18 protein-coding genes, 1 tRNA gene and 2 pseudogenes are annotated in these 21,821 nt (G+C 65.7%); 13 read left to right on the forward strand and 8 right to left on the reverse strand.

What is annotated here, in order from left to right:
- From nusA to pnp, 6 genes and pseudogenes are all read left to right on the forward strand, one after another.
- A pseudogene (nusA, locus tag RUU78_RS19420) lies at positions 1–1,039 on the forward strand (transcription termination factor NusA); the annotation flags it as partial.
- A gap of 58 nt (positions 1,040–1,097) precedes the next feature.
- Positions 1,098–3,794: a translation initiation factor IF-2 gene (gene infB, locus RUU78_RS19425; RefSeq protein WP_313919276.1), complete on the forward strand. Its 2,697-nt coding sequence runs from the start codon at positions 1,098–1,100 to the stop codon at positions 3,792–3,794.
- 166 nt (positions 3,795–3,960) lie between these two features.
- Positions 3,961–4,314, forward strand: a complete 354-nt coding sequence (gene rbfA / locus RUU78_RS19430) for a 30S ribosome-binding factor RbfA (RefSeq protein WP_313919278.1) — start codon at positions 3,961–3,963, stop codon at positions 4,312–4,314.
- Positions 4,315–4,373: 59 nt separating this feature from the next.
- The gene (gene truB / locus RUU78_RS19435) at positions 4,374–5,300 is read left to right on the forward strand and encodes a tRNA pseudouridine(55) synthase TruB (RefSeq protein ID WP_313919279.1); all 927 of its coding nucleotides are present in this window, start codon (positions 4,374–4,376) and stop codon (positions 5,298–5,300) included.
- 204 nt (positions 5,301–5,504) lie between these two features.
- Entirely contained in the window at positions 5,505–5,771 is a 267-nt protein-coding gene (gene rpsO / locus RUU78_RS19440) for a 30S ribosomal protein S15 (protein ID WP_313919280.1), read from the forward strand.
- 24 nt (positions 5,772–5,795) lie between these two features.
- Positions 5,796–7,913 carry a polyribonucleotide nucleotidyltransferase gene (gene pnp, locus RUU78_RS19445; RefSeq protein WP_313919281.1) on the forward strand — a complete coding sequence of 706 codons (2,118 nt, stop codon included), beginning with the start codon at positions 5,796–5,798 and terminating at the stop codon, positions 7,911–7,913.
- Between the two features lie 178 nt (positions 7,914–8,091).
- On the opposite strand, the gene RUU78_RS19450 is transcribed toward pnp, so the two are convergent.
- Positions 8,092–8,901, reverse strand: a complete 810-nt coding sequence (locus tag RUU78_RS19450) for a hypothetical protein (protein WP_313919282.1) — start codon at positions 8,899–8,901, stop codon at positions 8,092–8,094.
- Positions 8,902–9,278: 377 nt separating this feature from the next.
- Between RUU78_RS19450 and phaE the strand changes: the two genes are divergently transcribed.
- Positions 9,279–10,352: a class III poly(R)-hydroxyalkanoic acid synthase subunit PhaE gene (gene phaE, locus RUU78_RS19455; RefSeq protein WP_313919283.1), complete on the forward strand. Its 1,074-nt coding sequence runs from the start codon at positions 9,279–9,281 to the stop codon at positions 10,350–10,352.
- Positions 10,353–10,366: 14 nt separating this feature from the next.
- Positions 10,367–11,431, forward strand: a complete 1,065-nt coding sequence (locus tag RUU78_RS19460; protein ID WP_313919284.1) for a class III poly(R)-hydroxyalkanoic acid synthase subunit PhaC — start codon at positions 10,367–10,369, stop codon at positions 11,429–11,431.
- A gap of 88 nt (positions 11,432–11,519) precedes the next feature.
- Here RUU78_RS19460 and RUU78_RS19465 read toward each other — a convergent pair whose 3' ends face one another.
- Entirely contained in the window at positions 11,520–12,440 is a 921-nt protein-coding gene (locus RUU78_RS19465; RefSeq protein WP_313919286.1) for a hypothetical protein, read from the reverse strand.
- On the opposite strand from RUU78_RS19465, the gene RUU78_RS19470 reads away from it, so the two are divergent.
- From RUU78_RS19470 to RUU78_RS19485, 4 genes are all read left to right on the forward strand, one after another.
- Positions 12,434–14,227, forward strand: coding sequence for an ABC transporter ATP-binding protein (locus tag RUU78_RS19470; RefSeq protein WP_313919287.1), 1,794 nt, complete (start codon positions 12,434–12,436; stop codon positions 14,225–14,227). The genes RUU78_RS19465 and RUU78_RS19470 overlap by 7 nt on opposite strands.
- A 206-nt stretch (positions 14,228–14,433) precedes the next feature.
- Entirely contained in the window at positions 14,434–15,450 is a 1,017-nt protein-coding gene (gene mtnA, locus RUU78_RS19475; protein WP_313919289.1) for an S-methyl-5-thioribose-1-phosphate isomerase, read from the forward strand.
- A gap of 10 nt (positions 15,451–15,460) precedes the next feature.
- Positions 15,461–16,387 (forward strand): glycosyltransferase family 2 protein, encoded by a 927-nt coding sequence (locus tag RUU78_RS19480; protein ID WP_313919290.1) that lies wholly within the window; start codon positions 15,461–15,463, stop codon positions 16,385–16,387.
- An 11-nt stretch (positions 16,388–16,398) separates the two neighbouring features.
- Positions 16,399–16,809 (forward strand): GtrA family protein, encoded by a 411-nt coding sequence (locus RUU78_RS19485; protein ID WP_313919291.1) that lies wholly within the window; start codon positions 16,399–16,401, stop codon positions 16,807–16,809.
- 73 nt (positions 16,810–16,882) lie between these two features.
- Here RUU78_RS19485 and RUU78_RS19490 read toward each other — a convergent pair whose 3' ends face one another.
- The 4 genes from RUU78_RS19490 to RUU78_RS19505 form a co-directional block, all read right to left on the reverse strand.
- Positions 16,883–17,584: a hypothetical protein gene (locus RUU78_RS19490; RefSeq protein WP_313919292.1), complete on the reverse strand. Its 702-nt coding sequence runs from the start codon at positions 17,582–17,584 to the stop codon at positions 16,883–16,885.
- Complete coding sequence (locus RUU78_RS19495) at positions 17,571–18,986, reverse strand: glycosyltransferase family 39 protein (RefSeq protein ID WP_313919293.1); 1,416 nt, start codon at positions 18,984–18,986, stop codon at positions 17,571–17,573. Before RUU78_RS19495 ends, RUU78_RS19490 begins: the two co-directional genes overlap by 14 nt.
- 226 nt (positions 18,987–19,212) lie before the next feature.
- A complete protein-coding gene (locus tag RUU78_RS19500; RefSeq protein WP_313919295.1) occupies positions 19,213–19,950 on the reverse strand; it encodes a helix-turn-helix domain-containing protein in 738 nt (245 codons plus the stop codon).
- A gap of 107 nt (positions 19,951–20,057) precedes the next feature.
- Positions 20,058–20,145, reverse strand: a tRNA-Ser gene (locus tag RUU78_RS19505).
- Positions 20,146–20,350: 205 nt separating this feature from the next.
- On the opposite strand from RUU78_RS19505, the gene RUU78_RS19510 reads away from it, so the two are divergent.
- Complete coding sequence (locus RUU78_RS19510; protein ID WP_313919297.1) at positions 20,351–21,034, forward strand: response regulator; 684 nt, start codon at positions 20,351–20,353, stop codon at positions 21,032–21,034.
- A 216-nt stretch (positions 21,035–21,250) separates the two neighbouring features.
- On the opposite strand, the gene RUU78_RS19515 is transcribed toward RUU78_RS19510, so the two are convergent.
- Both RUU78_RS19515 and RUU78_RS19520 read right to left on the reverse strand, forming a co-directional pair.
- Positions 21,251–21,550 carry a hypothetical protein gene (locus tag RUU78_RS19515; protein WP_313919299.1) on the reverse strand — a complete coding sequence of 100 codons (300 nt, stop codon included), beginning with the start codon at positions 21,548–21,550 and terminating at the stop codon, positions 21,251–21,253.
- Positions 21,537–21,821, reverse strand: a pseudogene (locus RUU78_RS19520) (hypothetical protein); the annotation flags it as partial. The gene RUU78_RS19515 and the pseudogene RUU78_RS19520, both read right to left, overlap by 14 nt.

Below are 21,821 nucleotides of genomic sequence, written 5' to 3' on the forward strand. Positions count from 1 at the left end.
CGGCGCGGTCTATCTGGATATCGGCGGCATTGCCTAAGCGTTCATCGCCCGCGACAAGACCTTTCCGCGCGTGAGGGTGCGCACCGGCGACCGATTCCGCGGTTATCTGTACGACGTGCGCGCCGAGGCGCGCGGTCCACAGTTGTTCGTGTCGCGCACGGCGCCCGAATTCATGATGGAACTGTTCAAGCTCGAAGTGCCGGAAGTCGGCCAGGGCCTGGTGCAGATCAAGGCCTGCGCGCGCGACGCGGGTGATCGCGCCAAGATCGCCGTGCTGGCCACGGACACGCGCACCGACCCTATCGGCGCCTGCATCGGCATGCGCGGTTCGCGCGTGCAGGCAGTGTCGAACGAACTCAATGGCGAGCGCATCGACATCGTGCTGTGGAACGACAATCCGGCGCAGTTCGTGATCAATGCGATGGCGCCGGCGGAAGTGCAGTCCATCATCGTCGATGAGGACAAGCATTCGATGGATATCGCGGTGGCTGAGGACAAGCTGTCCCAGGCGATCGGGCGCGGCGGCCAGAACGTGCGCCTCGCGAGCAAGCTGTCAGGCTGGCAGCTCAACGTGATGACCGAAGCGCAGGTCCGCAACAAGAGCGAGTCCGAACAGGAGTCCGCGCGCCAGCTGTTCATGACGCGCCTGGAAGTGGATGCGGAAATCGCCGCGATCCTCGTACAGGAAGGCTTCTCCACGGTGGAAGAAATCGCCTACGTGCCGACCGGCGAACTGCTGGCGGTGGAAGGCTTCGACGAGGACATCGTCGAGGAACTGCGCGCCCGCGCCCGCGACGCGCTGCTTACCGAGGCGCTGGCGGTGGAAGAGGACATCGACGACCACAAGCCGGCCGACGACCTGGTTGCGGTCGAGGGCATGGACGAGGGGCTGGCCTACACGCTGGCTCAGCACGGTGTCGTGACCCGCGAGAATCTCGCGGATCTCGCCACCGACGAGATCATGGAGTTCGGTATCGAAGGGATGGACGAGGATCGTGCTGCTGCGTTGATCGTGGCTGCGCGCGCTGCCGAGACGTAATACGTCGAGGTTTTGCGACGGCAGCAACGGGCAGCAGGCGGATCACGGAGTAACGAATATGTCGGACGTCACCATCAAACAATTGGCCCAGGTTCTGGGCACGCCGGTCGAAAAGCTGCTTTCGCAGCTTGCCGAAGCCGGTATGAAGTTCAGCAATGCCGACCAGGTGATCAGCAGCACTGAGAAAGTGAAGCTGCTCGGATTCCTGCGGCGTACGCACGGCAAGACCGAGCCGGTCAGCGAGGATTCGGCGCCGCGCCAGATCACGCTCAAGCGTAAGACGGTCAGCGAGATCACCGTCAACCAAGGCGCCGCGCGCGGCAAGACCGTCAATGTCGAAGTGCGCCAGAAGCGCACCTACGTCAAGCGCAGCTCGGTCGAGGAAGATCAGAAGATCGATAGCGAGCGCGAGGACGCGCTGCGCAAGCTTGGCGAATCCACGCTGCGTCGCGAAGGCGAGGAACTCGAGCGCGCGGCGCAGGACAAGCGCCGGGCCGAGGAGGATGCCAAGGCCGCCGCGATTGCCGCCGCCGCTGCAGCGGGCGAGGCCCGCCGCCGCGAAGCCGAACAGCCGCAGCCGGTCGGACCCGAGGTCCCGCCGCCGCCGCAACAGACGCGTCCGGAGGTCCCGGTGTCGCGTCCGCCGGCTACGGCTCCAGCGCCGTCTGCCGCGCCGTCGACGCCGCCGGTCGCGCGCCCGGCAACCGATGCGCCGCGCCCGCCGCGCCGCGATGCCACCGCGCATCACGTACCGCACCGCCCGCCGGCACCGCCGCCGAAGCGTCCCGACGACAACCAGAATCGCAATCGCGCCAAGCACGGTTCGCACCGCATGACCGAAGGTCCGTCGCCGGACAGCGCCCATCGCTTTGCTGGCGGCGAGCTGCACCTGACCGCGGAAGAACGCGCTCGCCGGTCCAGCCGCAAGAAACCGCGCGGCAAGCCGGATATCAGCCGCATCACGGGTCAACATGGTTTTGCGAAACCGACCGCACCGGTCGTGCGTGAGATTTCGCTAGGCGACGCGGTGATCGTCGCCGACCTCGCCGCGAAGATGGCAGTCAAGGGGTCGGATGTGGTTAAAGCGCTGTTCAAAATGGGTGTCATGGCCACCATCAATCAGGCCATCGATCACGACACGGCCGTGCTCGTCGTGGAAGAACTGGGCCACAAGGCCGTCAGGACCAGCGACGACGATGCGGAGTCGGCACTGATCGCGCATTCCGAAGCCGATCACGGCGACAAGGAAACGCGTGCGCCGGTCGTGACCATCATGGGCCACGTCGACCACGGCAAGACTTCGTTGCTCGACTACATCCGCCGCACCAAGGTCGCCTCGGGCGAAGCCGGCGGCATCACCCAGCATATTGGCGCGTACCACGTGACGACGGACAAGGGTGTCATCACCTTCCTCGATACGCCGGGCCATGCGGCCTTTACCTCGATGCGCGCACGCGGCGCCAAGCTGACCGACATCGTGGTACTGGTGGTCGCAGCCGACGACGGCGTCATGCCGCAGACGGTTGAAGCGGTCAAGCACGCGCGTGCCGCGGGCGTGCCGATGATCGTCGCGGTCAACAAGATGGATAAGTCCGAAGCAAATCCGGACAACGTCAAGCAGGGCCTCGTCCAGCACGAAGTCGTGCCGGAGGAGTGGGGCGGCGATACCCAGTTCGTGCCGCTGTCGGCCAAGACCGGCGACGGCGTGGACGCGCTGCTCGACGCGATTCTGGTGCAGTCCGAAGTGCTGGAACTCAGGTCGGTACGCGATGGTCGCGCCTCGGGCGTGGTGATCGAATCCAGCCTCGACAAGGGGCGCGGTCCGGTGGCGACGGTGCTGGTGCAGGCCGGCACGCTCAAGCGCGGCGACTTCCTCGTCTGCGGCGTTGAATATGGCCGCGTGCGTGCAATGTTCAACGAAACCGGGGAGCAGGTGAACGAAGCCGGCCCTTCGATTCCGGTGCAGGTGCTGGGTCTGTCGGGCGTGCCCGATGCGGGCGACGATTTCGTTTCCGTCGCGGACGAGCGCCTGGCCAAGGACGTTGCCCAGCAGCGCAACCAGAAGCGTCGCGAATCGCGCCTGATCAACAAGAGCGCGAAGCTCGAAGACATCATGGCGACGATGACGCAGGGCGGCGATCAGCAGACCCTGAATCTCGTGGTCAAGGCCGATGTGCAGGGTTCCGCCGAAGCGCTGCGCGATTCGCTGACCAAGCTGACCAACGAACTGGTCAAGGTCAACGTGATCGTGTCGGGCGTGGGCGGTATCACCGAATCGGATGCGACGCTGGCGGCGGCTTCCAAGGCCACCATCATCGGCTTCAACGTGCGTGCCGATGCGTCGGCACGCAAGGTGATCGATTCGAACGGCCTTGATCTGCGCTATTTCTCGATCATCTACGACGTCATCGACCAGGTGAAGCAGGTCGCGTCTGGTCTGCTCGGCATGGAAGTGCGCGAGGAGATCATCGGCGTAGCCCAGGTGCGCGATGTCTTCCGCAGCTCCAAGTTTGGCGCGGTGGCGGGCTGCATGGTCATCGAGGGTTTCGTCAAGCGCAACAAGCCGATCCGCGTGCTGCGCGACAACACCGTCGTGTTCCAGGGCGAACTCGAATCGCTGCGCCGCTTCAAGGACATCGTCGACGAAGTGCGCAACGGCATGGAATGTGGTATCGCCGTGAAGCAGTACAACGATGTCAAGGCAGGCGACCAGATCGAGTGCTTCGAGCGCATCGAAGTACAGAGAACGTTCTAAGAGCAGCAAACAGGGGAGAGAAGTGAGAAATGAGTAAAGGCGCAAGCCTGTTCATATCCTGCTTCTCGCCGCTCCAAGCGCAGTACACAGGGAGGAAGAGTGAGCAGGGAGCGAGAGCAGGCTCTCCTCGTTTCTCACTCCTCTCCACCCTTTTCTCGAGTACCCAATGCCCCAGACTTTCAATCGCGCCGACCGTATTTCCGCCGAGCTGCGCCGCCTCGTCGGCACGTTGGTGCACGAGGTCGTGCGCGATCACGCGCTACCGTCGGTCAGCGTGTCCGACGTCGAGGCCTCGCGCGAGCTCGACAGCGCAACGGTTTACGTCACCGCGCTCATCTCCGAACAGGGACCGCCCGCGGTCAAGCTGCTCAATGAGATGGCCAAGGATTTCCGTCGCGAGCTGTCGCGTATGATGAAGCTGCGTCGCGTGCCCGAACTTCGCTTCAAGTACGACGATTCGGTCGACAAGGGCGAACGCATCGAACAGCTGTTGCGCGAGGCGCAGAAGCCGAGCGAATGATTCCCGCGCCGTAGCGCACGCGGTGCGCGACGGTAACGGAACCTGCCGGCGCTTTTCGCATGAGCAAGAAAAAAGATCCGACGCCCTGGCGTGACATCCACGGCATCGTACTGTTGGACAAGCCTACCGGGCTCAGCTCCAACCAGGCCTTGCAGAAGGCGAGGCGCCTGTTCCTCGCGGCCAAGGGCGGCCACACCGGCAGCCTAGACCCGATGGCGACGGGTCTGCTGCCACTGTGCTTCGGCGAGGCGACCAAGATCGCTGGCTACCTGCTTGGTGCGGCCAAGGCCTATCGCGCCACGGTGCAGCTCGGCGTGACCACGACCACGGCCGACGCTGACGGCGATGTCGTCGATCGTCGCCCGGTGCCGCCGCTCGATCGGCTGCGCATCGAAGCTGCGCTGGCGCCGTTGCGCGGGCGCATCGTCCAGGTGCCGCCGGTCTACAGCGCGATCAAGCTCGACGGCGTGCCGCTGTACAAGCGCGCGCGTGACGGTGAAGAGGTCAGCGCTGCGCCGCGCGAGGTCGAAGTGTTGCGCCTGGATCTGCTGCGGCACGATGGCGAGGTGCTGGAACTCGACGTCGAATGCGGTTCCGGTACCTACGTGCGCAGCCTGGCGCGCGACCTCGGCGAGGCACTCGGCTGCGGCGCGCATCTCGCGGCGCTGCGACGCACCTGGATAGAGCCGTTCCGGGACGCCACGGCGCATACATTGGAAGAACTGGAACGGTTGCTGCTGAGCGAAGGGCGGGAAGCGATCGACGTGTTGATGCTCAATACGGATGCCGGGCTCGCGGCGTTGCCGAAGGTCGCGCTCGATGCGGCCCGCGCCGCGCGTCTGGGCCTGGGACAGCCGGTGCCGGGTATCCACGGCATCGTTGATCTTTGCCGCGTGCACGACGCCAGCGGTCGTCTGCTGGCCCTTGGCGAGGTCGACGCATTCGGTGTGTTGCGCGTGCGTCGCGGCCTGAACTTGCCGACCTGAGCAGTCGGGTCATGCAGAATCCGGTCCGGCGGAGTTTTTTCGCCGCAAATTGGTCGGCGCGATTCTTTCAGGCTTGTTGCGCCGCCGCGTCTGGCGTTAAAATCCCGCGGCTCTCTTGACAATTCACCCCACGCGGGGCTTGTGCAGCGCCATCGGCCTCCGGTCGCGCTGCACAAGCCTCGTCTAGCTTTCAAGGTCACAAAAATGTTGAACGTCGAACAAACCCAGAAGATCCTCGCCGACTTTGGCCGCGTGCCGAACGATACCGGCTCCCCGGAAGTGCAGGTCGCCCTGCTGTCCGCCCGCATCGAAAGCCTGTCCGGCCACTTCGCCAAGCATGCCAAGGATCATCATTCCCGCCGCGGCCTGCTCAAGATGGTGAACCAGCGCCGCCGCCTCCTGACCTATCTCAAGGCCAAGGATGCCACCCGTTACAAGACCCTGATCGAACGCCTCGGCATCCGCCGCTAAGCGAAACAGCACGAGGAGATGGCAGTGGCGAAAGTAACCAGGTCGTTCCAGTACGGTAATCACGAAGTCACGCTGGAAACGGGCGAAATCGCCCGCCAGGCTAGCGGTGCAGTTTTGGTCAGCATGGGCGGAACCGTCGTGCTGGTCACGGCGGTAGCAGCCGGCAAGGCGCGCGAGGGACAGGATTTCTTCCCCCTCACCGTCGACTATCAGGAAAAGTTCTACTCCGCCGGACGCATCCCCGGCGGCTTCTTCAAGCGCGAAGGCCGTCCGACCGAAAAGGAAACGCTGACCTCGCGCCTGATCGATCGTCCGATCCGTCCGTTGTTCCCGGAAGAGTTCCGCAACGAGATCCAGATCATCGCGACGGTCATGTCGCTGAATCCGGAAGTCGACGGCGACATCCCGGCCCTGATTGGCGCCTCTGCCGCTCTCGTGCTCGCTGGCGTTCCGTTCAAGGGCCCGATCGGCGCGGCCAAGGTCGGCGTCATCAACGGCCACTACGTGCTGAACCCCAGCGTCAGCGAACTCAAGACCTCCGATCTCGAACTCACCGTTGCCGGCACGTCCACCGCGGTGCTGATGGTCGAGTCCGAAGCGAAGCTGCTCAGCGAAGAAGTCATGCTCGGCGCGGTGACCTTCGGTCACAACGCGCTCAAGAGCGCCATCGCCGCGATCGAGGCGTTCACCGCCGAAGCCGGCTGCAAGACCTTCAAGTGGACCGCGCCGGTGCGTAACGACGCGCTGTTCGCCGCGCTCGAAGGCCATATCGGCAACCGCATGGCCGATACCTTCCAGATCCGCGACAAGCTGGCCCGGCGCGACGCGCAGTCCGCACTCAAGGCCGAAGTCAAGGCTGCCATCGCCGAAGCAGCCGCTGCCAACAAGTGGACCGACAGCGAAATCGGCTTCGCATTTGGCGACATCGAATACCGCACCCTGCGCGACGGCGTGCTAAAGACCAAGGTGCGCATCGATGGTCGCGCGCTCGATACCGTGCGCGGCATCGACATCCGCGTCGGCGTGCTGCCGCGCACTCACGGCTCGGCCCTGTTCACGCGTGGCGAGACGCAGGCGCTGGTCACCGTGACGCTGGGCACGACCAAGGATTCGCAGATCATCGACGCGCCGGAAGGCGAATCGAAGGATACGTTCCTGTTCCACTACAACTTCCCGCCGTTCTCGGTCGGTGAATGCGGCCGCATGGCCGGCCCGAAGCGTCGCGAAATCGGCCACGGCCGTCTCGCCAAGCGCGGCGTGCAGGCGGTCAAGCCGTCGATGGAGTCCTTCCCCTACGTGCTGCGCGTGGTGTCGGAAATCACCGAGTCCAACGGCTCCTCGTCGATGGCCTCGGTCTGCGGTTCCTCGCTTGCGATGATGGACGCCGGCGTTCCGCTGAAGTCGCCGGTAGCCGGCATTGCCATGGGCCTGGTGAAGGAAGGCGACGACTTCGTCGTGTTGTCCGACATCCTCGGTGACGAAGACCATCTCGGCGACATGGACTTCAAGGTGGCCGGTACCGAAACGGGTATCTCGGCGCTGCAGATGGACATCAAGATCGACGGCATCACCGAAGAGATCATGCGCGTGGCGCTGGACCAGGCCAAGCGCGGTCGTCTGCACATCCTCGGCGAAATGAACAAGGTCATCACCTCGGCGCGCTCGGAAATGAGCGAATTCGCGCCGCGCCTGCTGACCATGCGCATCCACCCGGACAAGATCCGCGAAGTCATCGGTAAGGGCGGTTCGGTCATCCGCGCGATCACCGAGGAAACCGGCACCACGATCGACATCCAGGACGACGGCAGCATCGTCATCGCCTCGGTCAATCGCGCCGCGGCGGAAGAAGCCAAGAAGCGCATCGAGATGATCGTCTCTGACGTCGAACCGGGCCGGATCTACGAAGGCAAAGTCGCCAAGCTCATGGACTTCGGCGCTTTCGTCACCATCCTGCCGGGCAAGGACGGTCTGGTCCACGTCTCGCAGATCTCCAACGAGCGCGTCGAGAAAGTCTCCGACAAGCTCAAGGAAGGCGATGCCGTTCGCGTCAAGGTGCTCGAAGTCGACAAGCAGGGCCGCATCCGCCTGTCGATCAAGGCGGTCCTCGAAGACGAACAGCAGGCAGCGGCCGGTCCGGTCTGATCCTCGCGTTCCAGGTTTGAACGAAAAAGCCGGCCTAGTGCCGGCTTTTTCGTTGGAGTAGTACGCGGTACCGGTACCGGTGGAGTGAATCTGCGGCAGGCCGCCGAGCGTCTTCTGTGGCTCCCGGCGGCCTGACTGGGTGCGGGGAACCAGGTCCTCTCACCGCATCGACGCGCTCCTACAGCTCGAAATCGTTCGCGAAGATCACATCGCTGACCGTCACCGTGCCGGCCAGCGTCAATGGCAAGGTCTGGTTGAAGGTGCTGCCTGTGTCCACGATCAGGGCCCAGGTGCCGGCATCGACCGTCTGCTGCTTCGCATTGCCCGAGGCGTTCTGGCCGGGAATGGTCACGAAAGGAGCGAAAGGTCCGCTGGCCACCGAGCCGGTGACGGAGAAGTCGACCCAGTACGTGCCAGCCGGCAGCACGACCGAAAGGCCCGAAGCGGTTGCGCCCATGATGGCGCGCTGCCCATTCGTCGGTGTGGTGCTCGACGCGCGAAAGATGCCCGAGAAGGCCGAGCTGGTCAGGACATTCGTTGTGGTGTCGCCAAACAGGATCGTCGACGTTCCCAGGGACGGGTCGCCGTCCCAGATGCGCAGGGTCATGCCCGTCAGCGTCGACGTCGTCGACGGGGTGGCCTGGGTCTGATAGGCGTATACGGTGACGCCCGTCAGCGTCCATCCCCCTGCGGGAACCACGAAATCTTCCGCCAGGCGGAAATTGCCGGTCGCCGTGGAACCGAAAGAACTGGATGTGCCTTGCAATACGCTGGCGTCGCCACCGCCGAAGCCGCCGCCCGGATTGGTGATCATCAGGGCGCGGGAATCGAACAGTGGCGGGGTGCCGTGCGGCTCAGGAGAGGCCGCCAGGACGAACGGGTCCGGCGATGCGGCGTTCTGGCCGCCACTTGAAACGGTGTCCGACTGGGCAAACCCGGTCGTCGAACTCAGCAGTAGCGGAAGCAGTACGAGAGTGAGCAGCTTCATCGAGAACTCCAGGGATGTCTACGGGGGGCACGGGTCCGGCGCGAGCTGCCATACCGCAGCGTACTTAATTACGACATACGCAGGCTCTTGTATACCTGCCACATTCGCCGCCGGGCCGTTTCCCGATCCGCCGCAGGATTCGGGTGTCGAGCTTGCATGATTTCGTGGGTCAGGCTGATACGTGGGACGCACTGCGCCATCTGACCGAGTTGAGGGGGCGAGGCCTGGACAGGCCATCGTGCGGACATGTCGGGCATCAGGTGCCGGCGTGGTACGTCGCTTTGACGCCCAGATAGGGTAGGCTCATGGGCTGGCTGCATTTGTTGCAGCGCAACAATCGCCGGGTGTAGCATCCGGCCGCACTTTGGAGAGGGCGTATGTCGAATTCAGCGCAAGACTGGATCAATCAATGGCAGGCGCTCGCACAGCGCTACTGGGATGGTTGGAAAACGCAAGGCGTCATGCCACCGGCGGGTTTCGGCAAGCTCGACGCGAATGCGCCGTGGCAGGCCGGCCTTGATCAATGGGCACAGCTGTTCGGCCAGGGCAACCCGCAGAGCGATCTCGTCGACCGCGTCACGGCCAACGCCAAGTCGTACGTCGCGCTGATGCAGTCCATGCTCAACACCTCGGTCGGTCAGGAAGGCGGCGGCAGTGCCGCGGCCTGGACCGAAGCGGTGCGCAACGGCTTCAACATTCCTGGCATGGATGCGTCGTTGTGGAACAATCCACTCGGCACGAATTTCCGCGACATGGCGGGGCAGGGCGCCAAAGGTTTCGAGCAGATGATGGCCGAATTCGGCCGCGGCGCCGGCCCGTTGAAGCAGGAGATGTTGGCGGGCCTCGGCATGCCGGCCTTTGGCCTGGCGCGCGAACACCAGGAGCGCTGGCAGCAGCTCGGCAGCGCGATGGTCGAATACCAGGAACAGACCAACCGCTACAACACGCTGATCCTCAAGTCGAGCCAGCAAGGTTTCGAGCGCTTCCAGTCCAAGCTCGCCGAACGCGAGGAGCCGGGTCGTCAGCTCGATTCGGTGCGCGCCGTCTATGACCTGTGGATCGACGCGGCCGAGGAATCCTATGCGGAGATCGCGCTGTCGGACGAGTTCCGCAAGGTTTACGGTGCGATGGTCAACGCGCAGATGCGCGTCCGCTCGCTGATGCAGACCGAGGTCGAGCAGCAGACGCGCCAGCTCGGCATGCCTACGCGCACCGAACTCAAGGGCGTGGAGAAGTCCGTGCAGGAACTGCGCCGGCATCTCAAGGCAAGCCGCGAAGCATCCGCCGCGGACATCGCCGGCGAGATCGCCGCGCTACGTGCGGAAGTCGATGCGCTGAAACAGCAGGTTGCGCAGTCCCGGCCGGCAGCCGTGCCCAAGCCCGCTGCCGCAGATGTCAATCCGCCTGAAGCGGCCAAGCCGGCCGCCGCGGCCAAGAAGACCAAGCGCTGAGGAATCGAACCGCCATGGGCCCCATCCGTATCGAACCGCAGAAGGCTTTGGACGAAGCGCTGAAGCTGCAGCAGAAACTCTCCGCCGGCGCGCAGACCCTGCGCTCGCTGGACCCGGTCACCTTCGGTGTCACTCCCAAGGAAGCCGTATACAAGGACGACAAGGTCACCCTGTACCGGTTCAAGGGCGAGCGCCCTCCGACCACCACTACGCCGCTGCTGATCTGCTACGCGCTGGTCAACACACCGTACATGGTCGACCTGCAGGACGACCGTTCGATGGTCAGGAACCTGCTCGCGCTGGGTCAGGACGTCTATCTCATCGACTGGGGTTATCCCGACGGCTCGGACAAATATCTGAGCCTGGACGACTACATCAACGGCTATCTGCGCCGCTGCGTGGATTTCCTGCGCAAGTCGCACGGCGTCGATGCGATCAACCTGCTCGGCATCTGCCAGGGCGGGGCATTCTCGCTGTGCTTCTCGGCGATCTATCCGGAAAAAATCAAGAATCTCGTCACGATGGTGACTCCGGTCGATTTCCACACGCCGGACAACATGCTGTCACACTGGGTGCGCGAACTGGACGTCGACCTGTTCGTCGACACGCTGGGCAACATCCCGGCCGATCTCATGAACTACTGCTATCTGACGCTCAAGCCGATGCGCCTGAACCAGCAGAAGTACATCGGTCTGGTGGACATCCTCGACAACAAGACCGAGCTGGAAAACTTCCTGCGCATGGAAAAGTGGATCTTCGATTCGCCGGACCAGGCCGGCGAGGCGTTCCGCCAGTTCATCAAGGATTTCTACCAGGGCAACAAGCTGCTCAAGGGCGGCCTGCAGATCGGCGACAAGTCGGTGGACCTCAAGAACGTCCGCGCGCCGGTGCTGAATATTTTTGCCGAGCAGGATCACCTCGTGCCGCCGTCCGCTTCGCGCGCGCTGAAGGACGTGGTCGGCAGCAGCGACTATTCGCAGATCGCGTTCAAGGGCGGACACATTGGCATCTACGTGTCCAGCCGCGCTCAGCGTGAAGTTCCACCGGCGATCCACGACTGGCTCGCCAAGCGGGCTTAACACGGGCCATGGGCCAGCCGGCGCCCCCTCACAGGGGGCGCCACACAGCGAAAATCGGTTTTTCGCCTCTTGCTGCGTCAGCCCGGGCTTAGTCTGGGGACTGCTTGCGCGTTGGCTTCCTCGCGGCGGCCTTCTTTACCTGCGCCTTGTTAGCCGTTGCGGCCTTCGCGGCGGATTTCGTGGCGGCGCCACGCGTAGCCTTGGCCGCCTTGGACGCTTTTTTCGCCGAAGGGCTTGCGGTCTTGTCCGCCGCAGCGTGCGGCTTGCGTGCCGCCTTCGGTTTTTCCGCTGCGGTTTCGGCTGGATTCGCCGCGGGGTCGTCCTCGCCGGTTTCCACGTCCGGCACTTCCCAGCGCGAGAAAGGATTCATCGCTTTCATCTTCGCGGTGACGCGTCCGATCGTGCCCAGCGCATCCTTGGTCGCGGCGACCGACCATTCCCAGACGCGGCGTTCGTCGACACCGGTGAACGCGCGGAACGCGTCGACGAGGCTGTCGGCCGGTGCGGCACCCATTTTCGCAAACGCCTCGGCGCGGCGACCGATCGCATACGTCGTCGCGGCGTTGCCGAGCGCGCTGGTCAGCACGCCGACCAGGGGCGCCACGCGGCCGAACACCGTCCCACCGAGCTTGCTGCCGAAGCGGCCGAGGATGCGCCGGCCGATCGCATCGACGCCGAGACTGGCGCCAGCGCCGAGTGCGCTGATCTGGGCGATCAGCGGTTTGCGTAGCGCCTCGGGCAGCGGCAGTTCGTAGAGCGCGAGCGTGTCTTCGATGAGTTTTTCCTGGATCGCACCGACCGCGGCCGCATCAGCGAGCTCGCCGAGCGTGAAGCGCAGCAGCACGCCCGCGCCGGGAATCGCGCCGACCAGCGCCGACAGCGCGCCGACGCCAGCGGCCTTGACGCAGGCCGCGCGCAGCAGCGCCTGGAAGCGCGCGTCGCGGTCGTTTTCCAGTCGCGCAGGCGCGCGTTTGGCGGGAATCTCCGTGCTAGGCTTTCGCGATGCCATCTTCCACCTCGTCGTTTGCTGCGCTGTGGCAGCTGATCCGTCATGCGCGCCCGTATCGCGCCCGTTTTATCGCCGCCAGCCTATGTTCGGTGGCGAACAAGTTGTTCGACGTCGCGCCGGAAATCCTCATTGGCATCGCCATCGACGTGGTCGTGCGCGGCCAGGAATCCTTCGTCGCCGGCTTCGGTATCGCCGAACCACTGCATCAAGTCTACCTGCTGGGCGCGTTGACGTTGGCGATCTGGGTATTCGAGTCGATCTTTGAATTCGCCTACCTCGTGCTGTGGCGCAATCTTGCGCAGGACCTGCAGCACGAGCTGCGCACCTCGGCCTATGCGCATGTGCAGAACCTGGATCTCGCGTATTTCGAGGACCGCTCATCGGGCGGTCTGGTGGCGATCCTCAACGACGACGTGAACCAGCTGGAACGGTTTCTCAATGGCGGCGCCAGCGACCTGATCCAAGTGGTGGTCACGGTGCTCGCCTGCGGCGCGGTGTTCTTCGCGATCTCGCCACAGATCGCCGTGATGGCGTTCCTGCCGATCCCGGTGATCCTCTGGGGCGCGTTTTATTTCCAGCGCAAGGCCGGGCCGCGCTATGACGTCGTGCGCGAGAAGGTGTCCGCGCTGTCGGGCCGGCTGGCCAACAACCTGGCGGGCATCGCGACCATCCGCAGCTTCGCCGCCGAACAGCGCGAGCGCGAGCGCCTGGCGTCGGAGAGCCTGGCCTATGTCTCCGCGAACCGGGATGCGATCCGCTTGAGCGCGGCCTTCGTGCCGCTGATTCGCATGGCCATCCTGTTCGGCTTCCTGTGCACGTTCGTGCGCGGCGGCCAGCTCGTGCTGGAAGGCACCCTGCAGGCCGGCTTCTACGCCGTGCTCGTGTTCCTGACCCAGCGTCTGCTCTGGCCATTGACGCGGCTGGCCGAAACGGTGGACCTGTTCGAGCGGGCCATGGCCTCGACGCGGCGCATACTCGGCTTGCTGGCGACGCCGATCACGATCCGCGACAGCGACCTCACCCAGCCCGATCATGCCGCGCGCGGCGAAATCGTGGTGCAGGATCTGCATTTCGCCTACGCCAACGGCAGCGAGGTGCTGCGCGGCGTGGATCTCGAGGTCCAGGCCGGCCAGACCCTGGCGCTGGTCGGCGCGACCGGCGGCGGCAAGTCCTCGCTGATCAAGCTGCTGCTGCGGTTCTACGAACCGATGCGCGGCGAGATCCGCCTCGACGGCCGCCCGCTGGCCTCGTATCCGCTGGCCTGGCTGCGCAGCCAGATCGGCTGGGTCGCGCAGGATGTGTTCCTGTTCGACGGCACCGTGCGCGAAAACATCGCCTATGGACGTCCTGGCGCGAGCGAAGCCGAGATTGTCGCAGCCGCTATCGCCGCGGAGGCGCAGGAATTCATCCTGCGGCTGCCGCAGGGTTACGACACGCCCGTCGGCGAGCGCGGCATCAAGCTGTCCGGCGGCCAGCGCCAGCGCCTGTCGATTGCGCGCGCGCTGCTCAAGGATCCGCCGGTGCTGCTGCTCGACGAAGCCACCAGCGCGGTCGACAACGAAACTGAAGCCGCGATCCAGCGTTCGCTCGCGCGCCTGGCGCACCAGCGCACGGTCATCGTGATCGCGCACCGGCTGTCGACCATCGTGCATGCGGACCAGATCGCGGTGATCGAGCGCGGTCGCGTGGTCGAGCGGGGCACGCATGACCAGTTGCTCGCAGGCAATGGCAGCTATGCATCGCTGTGGCGAGTGCAGACGGGCGGCATGGCGGGGAGTAGCAAATAGGGGAAAGGAGTCAGTAACGAGTGAGAAGACAGCTCCGCTCTCGCTTCTCTTCCTCGTTTCCCGCCGTGTCGCGGGAAACACAAAATAGGGCAGAGGGAGTGAGAAACGACTGAGAAGCCAGCTCTCCGCCTCTCGTTTCTCACTCATCTGCCCTCGTTTTCCGCTGTCCTGCGTTATCCTTTCACGTTGCCTTACGAGCCGCGCCCATGTCTGAATTGGACCGCCACGACACCATCCGCGCCGTGCATTGGCGCGGCGATCACCTGAGCCTGCTGGACCAGCGCCTGCTGCCGTTCGAGGAAACCTTCGTCGACTGCCGCAGCGCGGCAGAGGTGGCGCAAGCGATCCGGGATCTGGTCGTGCGCGGCGCCCCGGCCATCGGCATCGCGGCAGCCTGGGGTGTCGTGCTGGCGGCGCAGAACGAACCGGCCACCCTGGATCAGGCGCTGCGTACGCTGCGCGCTTCGCGCCCGACCGCCGTCAACCTGATGTGGGCGCTGGACCGCATGCAGGGCGTCGGCACCGACGTGGCGGCGCTCGCCGCCGAGGCGCAGGCGATACAGGACGAGGACCTCGCCGCGAACCGGCGCATGGGCGAACTCGGCGCGGCGCTGTTGAGCGGTGGCGGCGTTCTCACGCACTGCAATACCGGATCGCTCGCGACGGCCGGCTTCGGCACTGCGCTCGGCGTGATCCGCAGCGGCTACAGCGCCGGCAAGATCAGCCAGGTCTATGCGGGCGAGACGCGTCCCTGGCTACAGGGCGCGCGCCTGACCATGTTCGAACTCGTGCGCGACGGCATTCCGGCACAGCTCATCGCCGATTCCGCGGCCGCGCACCTGATGCGCTCGGGCGCGGTGCAATGGGTCATCGTCGGTGCCGACCGCATTGCGGCCAACGGTGATACGGCGAACAAGATCGGCACTTATCAGCTCGCGATTTCGGCGCGTCACCATGGCGTCAAGTTCATGGTCGTTGCGCCCTCGTCGACGGTGGACATGGCCACGGCCGACGGCGCGTCGATCGAGATCGAACTGCGCGAGGCGACGGAACTGCTCGGCATCGCCGGCCGGCGCACGGTGATCGAGGGGGCTATTGCCTGGAACCCGGTCTTCGACGTGACGCCGGCCTCGCTGATCGACGCAATCGTGACCGAGCGCGGCGTGATCGAGCATCCCGATCGCCGGGCGATGGAAAACCTGTTCGTCCCCGGCCATGGTTGAGACGCCGACCATGCCGCGGGTCCGACGCCTCGCCGTGCTGATCCCTTGCTACAACGAGGCCATCGCGATCACTGCGGTGGTCAATGACTTTCGCCGTGCGCTGCCCGATGCGGCGATCCATGTGTTCGACAACAACTCGAGCGACGGCACCGCCGCGGTCGCGGCGCAGGCCGGCGCCACCGTGCACAGCGTCAGGCTGCAGGGCAAGGGTCATGTGGTGCGGCGCATGTTCGCCGACATCGAGGCCGATGCCTACATCATGGTCGACGGCGACGACACCTACGATGCGGCCAGCGCACCGGATCTCGTCGCGCGCCTGTTCGCGGAAAACCTCGACATGGTCGTCGGCGTACGTGAACCCATCCACGCCGACGTGCACCGTCCCGGACACGCGTTCGGCAACCGCATGTTGACCGGCTTCCTGAGCCAGCTGTTCGGCCGCAACTGTTCGGACATCCTGTCGGGTTACCGCGTGTTCTCGCGCCGCTTTGCGAAATCGTTTCCCGTGCTGAGCAAGGGCTTCGAGATCGAGACCGAACTCACCGTGCACGCGCTGGAGCTGAAGATGGCCGTGGCTGAAGTGACCACGCCGTTCAAGGAACGTCCGGAAGGCTCGCACAGCAAGCTGTCGACCGTGCGCGACGGCATCCGCATCGTCGTGACGATGGTGCGCCTGTTCGGCGCTGAGCGGCCGCTGGCGTTCTACTCGGCGATTGCGGGGTTGCTCGCGCTGGCGTCGGTGCTGCTCGCCGTGCCGCTGTTCGTGACCTATGCCGAAACCGGTCTCGTGCCGCGCTTCCCGACCGCGATCCTGTCGACCGGCCTGATGCTGCTCGCGGCGCTGGCCTTTTTCGCCGGCCTGATCCTCGACACGGTCACGCGCGGCCGGCGCGAGCTCAAGATGTTGTCGTATCTCGCCCACCCGGCGCCGGAATAGGACACCGCCCCGTGTCGCAATTCCTGCTGTTCTGTATCGGTGGTGTGATCGGATTCGTCGTCGACGCCGGCATCCTGCGTCTGCTGGTCAGCGGCCTGGGCATGGACGCATACCTCGCGCGGCTTGCGTCGTTCCTCGTTGCGGCGACCGCGACCTGGCTGTGGAACCGCCACAACACCTTTCGCGGCACGCGCCGCTACGGTCTGCTCGGCGAATGGTCGCGTTATCTGCTGGCCATGAGCGGTGGCTTCGCGGTGAACTACGCAACGTATGCGGCACTGTATACGTTTTTTGCGGTCGTGCAGAAATATCCCGAACTCGGCGTGGCGGCGGGTTCTGTCGCGGGCCTTGCGGTCAACTACGCGTCGTCACGCTGGTGGATCTACCGGCGCGACAGCGCCGCGGACGCGGGCCCGCGCTGAGATTGCGCCGCAGCGGGAATCCTCGCTGCGCGACACCGACGAAGTCAGATGCGGCGGATCGCGGAAACGCGACTCAGCGGCCGCAGCTCGCGTAATCCGCAATGTTCTTGCCGAGCACGATGTCGCGCGTGGCTTGCCAGGTGTCGCTCGCGTCGCGGACGGGTTCGGTCAGGCCGCCGCCGCCGCGCTGCGCCGGTTGCTGCGTCGACGCCTGCAGCCGTGGGTCGTCGCGGAAATTCACGTCGTCGATGTAGTAGCTGCAGCGGCCCGGCTCGATGATGTGCAGATGGATATGCTCGGGATCGCGCCGCCCCGGATAGCCGGCCGGCCGTATCGTGTCGAAGCCGTAGTTGCCTGTCGCGTCGCTGCGTGCCCAGCCGCGCAGGCGGCCGTGCTGACTGGCTGGCGTATCGCGCAGCCGAGCATCGCCGGGATAGTGGCCGCTCGCGTCCGTGTGATAGCCATAGACGACCACGCCGGCGGCCGGGTTGCCGACCGCGTCCACGATGCGCCCGCGCAGCTGCAGTGGCTGGCCTTTCTCGCCGGCCGGAGCGATGCGCGTGATCGCGGCGATTTCGGCGGGCCTGCCGACCAGCGCACCTTCGCAACCCTCGCAGGGCAGGCCGACGATGCGCTCCTGCGCGGCAGCGCCGCTGGCCGCGAAGGCGAGGAAGGCGCTGGCAAGCCATGGTGGCAGACGACGGATGGAACCTCCGGTCAGACGTGGGCGCGATGGTTGGTTGTCACGGTGGACGACCGGGTCAGGCCAGTGCATCCAGCGTGCTGCGGCGCCGGGCCTGCGGCACGAGCGCCGCTGCCGCGCAGATCAGCAATAACGGAGGGAACGGATGCAGATAGCGGAACGACACAATGTGCGAGAACAGCAGCTGGCCGGCCACCAGGCCCAGCGCCGTCAGCGTGAGCAGTGCGGCTGCCGCACGGCGCCGGTTCCACAGCCGCAGCAGCGCCAGCAGGGCCAGCGGTGCCAGCGCAAACAGACAGAAAATCAGCCAGTAGCCGCCCTGTTCGAAATAGACCGCGGCCGGATTGCGCAATTCGTGCGCGCGGCTGCCGTCGTGATGGAGCCGCTCGCGCAGCGATGCCAGCGTGCCGTCGGACAGGGGGCGCGTGCCGAGGTCGTCGGCCATGCGCGGCGAGGTTTCGCTGGCGACGAAATAGTCGCGTGTCGTGGCCAGGCTCAACCGCAACAGGCCCAGCGGATCGTCACGCAAGGCCTGCGCCGTGATCCGCCGCGCAAACGATTCCGTATCTGCCCCGGCGGCACGGCGAAGCACGGCGACGAGCCCGTCGTCCAGCCACAGCTGCGCCTCGCGCGTGCGCGGATCGGCGAGTGGCGGGCCAACCGTCTGCAGCAGTTGCGGCGCCAGGCCGACCTGTTGGAGATGCTCCGGCTTGACCAGTGGCGCCACGAGGCCAAGGCGGAATGTGCCGCTGCTCTGCAGGTAAGCCGGCGCCCCCTCGGAAAGATGTCCGTAGAGGCGCTGATAGGCCGTGTGCACGAGCCCTGTCGCCACCAGCGCGATGAGCAGATGCAGGCCAGTACGGCTCCAGGAGCGCCGTGCGCCGTGCTCCAGCGCGGCCGCCAGCGGCGGCAGCAACGCAAAGCCGAGCACGACGGGCAGCAGGCTCATGCGCAATGCCACGGTCGCGATACCGGCGAGCGCAACCGCGATCAGCCACGGCCACGCGCCGCGGCGCAGATAGGCGAGACCGCAGCTCAGCATGACGATGAAGCACAGGGTGCCGAGGCTCTCGGCCATGACCATGCGCTCATAGAACAGCTGCGCCGGTTCGATCGCCAGCAGGCAGGCGATCAGGGCGGCGCCACGCCGATCGGCGCCGAGGTCGATACAGACGATGCGTGCGCAAAGCAGGGCGGTGATCACGCCGCATAGCGATTGCGCGACCAGCAGCCCGATCAGGTCGCCGCTGGCCACTGCGCTGAAACGGATGAAGAGGCCGTAGAGGAAAGAGCGGTCCGGTGGAATCCAGCCGGTCAGCGCCGAATGCAGATAGGACTCGGAGTCGCCGAGGAAGAAGCGCTGCGTGGGATCGGCCAGGACAGATGCCAGCTTGATCGTGACGAGCACGAGTGCGAGCCAGGACCAATAGCGCGTCGAAGGCGTCACGCGGGCGGCGGTCGGGATCAGCAGCATGGTCGGGGCATAGGGCAGGTCGGCACGAAGGAAACAGCTCAGCCGCGCATGCTACGGGCAAAGCGCGCTGCGCGTGAAGCACGGCCGTCCGGATCCGGCGTCCATCTTTGCAGTGTTCGGCACGGTCATGTTGCGCGGGCTCCGCGCCCGACGAGCGCTGTCCGGTTTCGTTGCGCGGCGCGAGCTTGCGCCGCGCGTCCGGGACCTGAGCGGCGGGCGCCGGCGATCAGTGCGCGCGGGCGGCGGGCGGTGGAATTTCGACCGCGGACCGTGCGAGCAGCCGGACCTCGCGCCCACGTACGGCAATGAGCCCGTCTTCCTGCAGCCGCGTGAAACTCCGGCTCACCGTCTCGATGACGAGGCCGAGATAGCTCGCGATATCCTCGCGCGTCATCGGCAACTGAAAGATGCCGGTTTCGCCGCCCTGCGCGGCGAAACGTTCGGCGAGGCGCTGCAGAAACAGCAGCACCCGGTCGCCGGCCTGGCGCCGGCTCATCATTTCGAGATGGTCCTGGTCCCGGCCCATGCTGTGGCCTATCACGCGCAGCAACTGACGTTGCAGGCCGGGCACGTGCGCCGCGATGGCGTGCAGATCCTCGAGCGCCACCTCGCAGACGCAGGCGGTTTCGAGCGCGATCGCATCGCAGCGATGGATGCCGCTGCCGAGCGCATCGAGACCGATGATTTCGCCGGGAAGATGAAAGCCGATGATCTGCTGCTCACCGTCCTCGCTGCTGACGACGGTCTTGAACGAACCTTCGCGGGCGACATAGATGCGTGCCAGTGCGCTACCGGCGCGGAATACATAGGCATTGCGGGTGATCGGTCTGCGCCGGCGTATCACGCGGTCGAGGCTGTCGACGGCATCGGCATCGATGCCGGCAGTCAGGCAGAGCCGGCGCAGCAGACATTCATTACAGCTGCGCCGTGAGGCGCGCAGATCGACGACGGTGGCGGAATCCATAGGCGCAAGCTTATGCGCCGGCACCGCTGCGGATCACGGCTGCGACGATATGACTCAAGCGATGTTGCCTGAGCCGTGCGGTCCGGGGACAGGCAATGCCGGGCAAATGGCGGAAGAGGTGGGATTCGAACCCACGGATGGTTACCCATCGCCGGTTTTCAAGACCGGTGCATTCGACCGCTCTGCCACTCTTCCGGTGCGGTGGGGACTGCGCGCTTACGCAGTCGCAGGCCGGATAGAGGCCGGCTGCGGGCGACGAAGGATAGCGAATCCGCCGCCCAACCTCCACGCCGGGCCTCGCCCATTCGGTGGAGTATGTGCAATAAGTGCTCTTAGGGCATTGTCAGTGCCGGGCGCCTCACGTAGCGTTTCAGTTGCTGCAAGCGAGGGAGGAGCGGGCATGATTAGCGTAGTTCTGATCGATGACCATGCGCTCGTGCGCAACGGTTATCGCGCGATGCTGGAGCGACATACGGGTTTTTCAGTAGTTGGCGAGGCCGGCGACGGGGAAGCGGGCCTGGCACTCATAAGACGTCTCGAGCCAGATCTGGCCGTACTCGATCTGCACATGCCGAAGCTGACGGGCGTGGAGGTGACCGAGCGCGTCCAACGCGGCGAGATGAAGACGCGCGTCGTCATCGTCACGGTGGCTGGCGAGGCGCCATTCCCGCGGCGCCTGCTCGAAGCGGGTGCATCGGGCTATCTCACCAAGGCGTGTCCGGCCGAGGAGTTCCTGCAGGCTTTGCAGCAGGTCGCCGACGGGCGCCGCTATCTCGCGCCCGCGATCGCGCAGCAACTCGCGATGGAAGCGGTCGACGGAGGTGGTGGCTCTCCGTTCGACCGGCTGACGTCCCGCGAGCTGGAAATCGCCATACGCCTGGCTCAGGGTGACGATGCGCAGACCTTGTCGCGTTTCCTCAGCATCAGCGACAAGACCATCTCGACGCACAAGTCGAACATCTTCGTCAAACTGGACATCGACAACGTTGTCGCATTGGCGCATCTGGCCAATGTGCACGGCGTGCTCGACTTCGGCAACGCGCTGGAAACGGCGAACGGCACGCGACGCAAGCGTCGACGATAGGGCGCGGCCCCGGCCGGGCGAAATCGATTGCGGACTTCCCGGCGTCACACTGACGCGGGTTGGCCGCGTCGGCGGCGGCGCGTCTTTCGTGCCGATTTTCCACGCGGACAATGCCGGCACAAGAACGGCCGAGGTGTGATCCGGATCGGGCTATCCCGCAAAAGCAATCGCCCCGGACGGGCCGGGGCGATTGTTGTTGCGGCTGAAACGCCAGAATCAGGCGTTGTTGTCGCTGTCCGTCGGCGTGTCATCCACCGTCGGCGCGGCCGGTTGCGGTGTACGCAGCGCGGACGCCACGGCCTGACGCACACTGGTACCTGGCGCAGCCGGTTCGCCCTGCGGTTCCGGCATGCTCAGCGGCAGCTGGCCTGTCGTCGGTGCGGGTTTGTCCGCAGGCGCTGACGGGCGCGCGGCGCCGGGTATGGGTGCCGACGCGACCGCGGTGGGCACGGCGAGCTTGACCGGCGCCGGGGCCGGTGACGGTGCCGCAGCCGGCGGTGCCTCAGGCGCCGCCACACGTTCCGCGGCGGCGGCCGGGGTCGGCGCAGCCGATGCCGGAATCGGCGCTGTACGTACTGGGGCCGGGACGGACGGGTCGACGACCACCTTGGCTGGTGCCGGTCTTGCTGCCGGCTGCGCCGGAGCCGCAGCCGGCGGTGCCGGGACTGCGGAGGCGGCGGGTGCTGCCGGGATCGGTGCGCTGCGCGGGGGGGCGGCGGCCACCGGAGCCGAAGCCACCGGAGCCGAAGCCACCGGAGCCGAAGCCACCGGAGCCGAAGCCACCGGA

It is taken from the genome of Tahibacter sp., from assembly GCF_032229445.1.
GTDB lineage: Bacteria > Pseudomonadota > Gammaproteobacteria > Xanthomonadales > Rhodanobacteraceae > Tahibacter.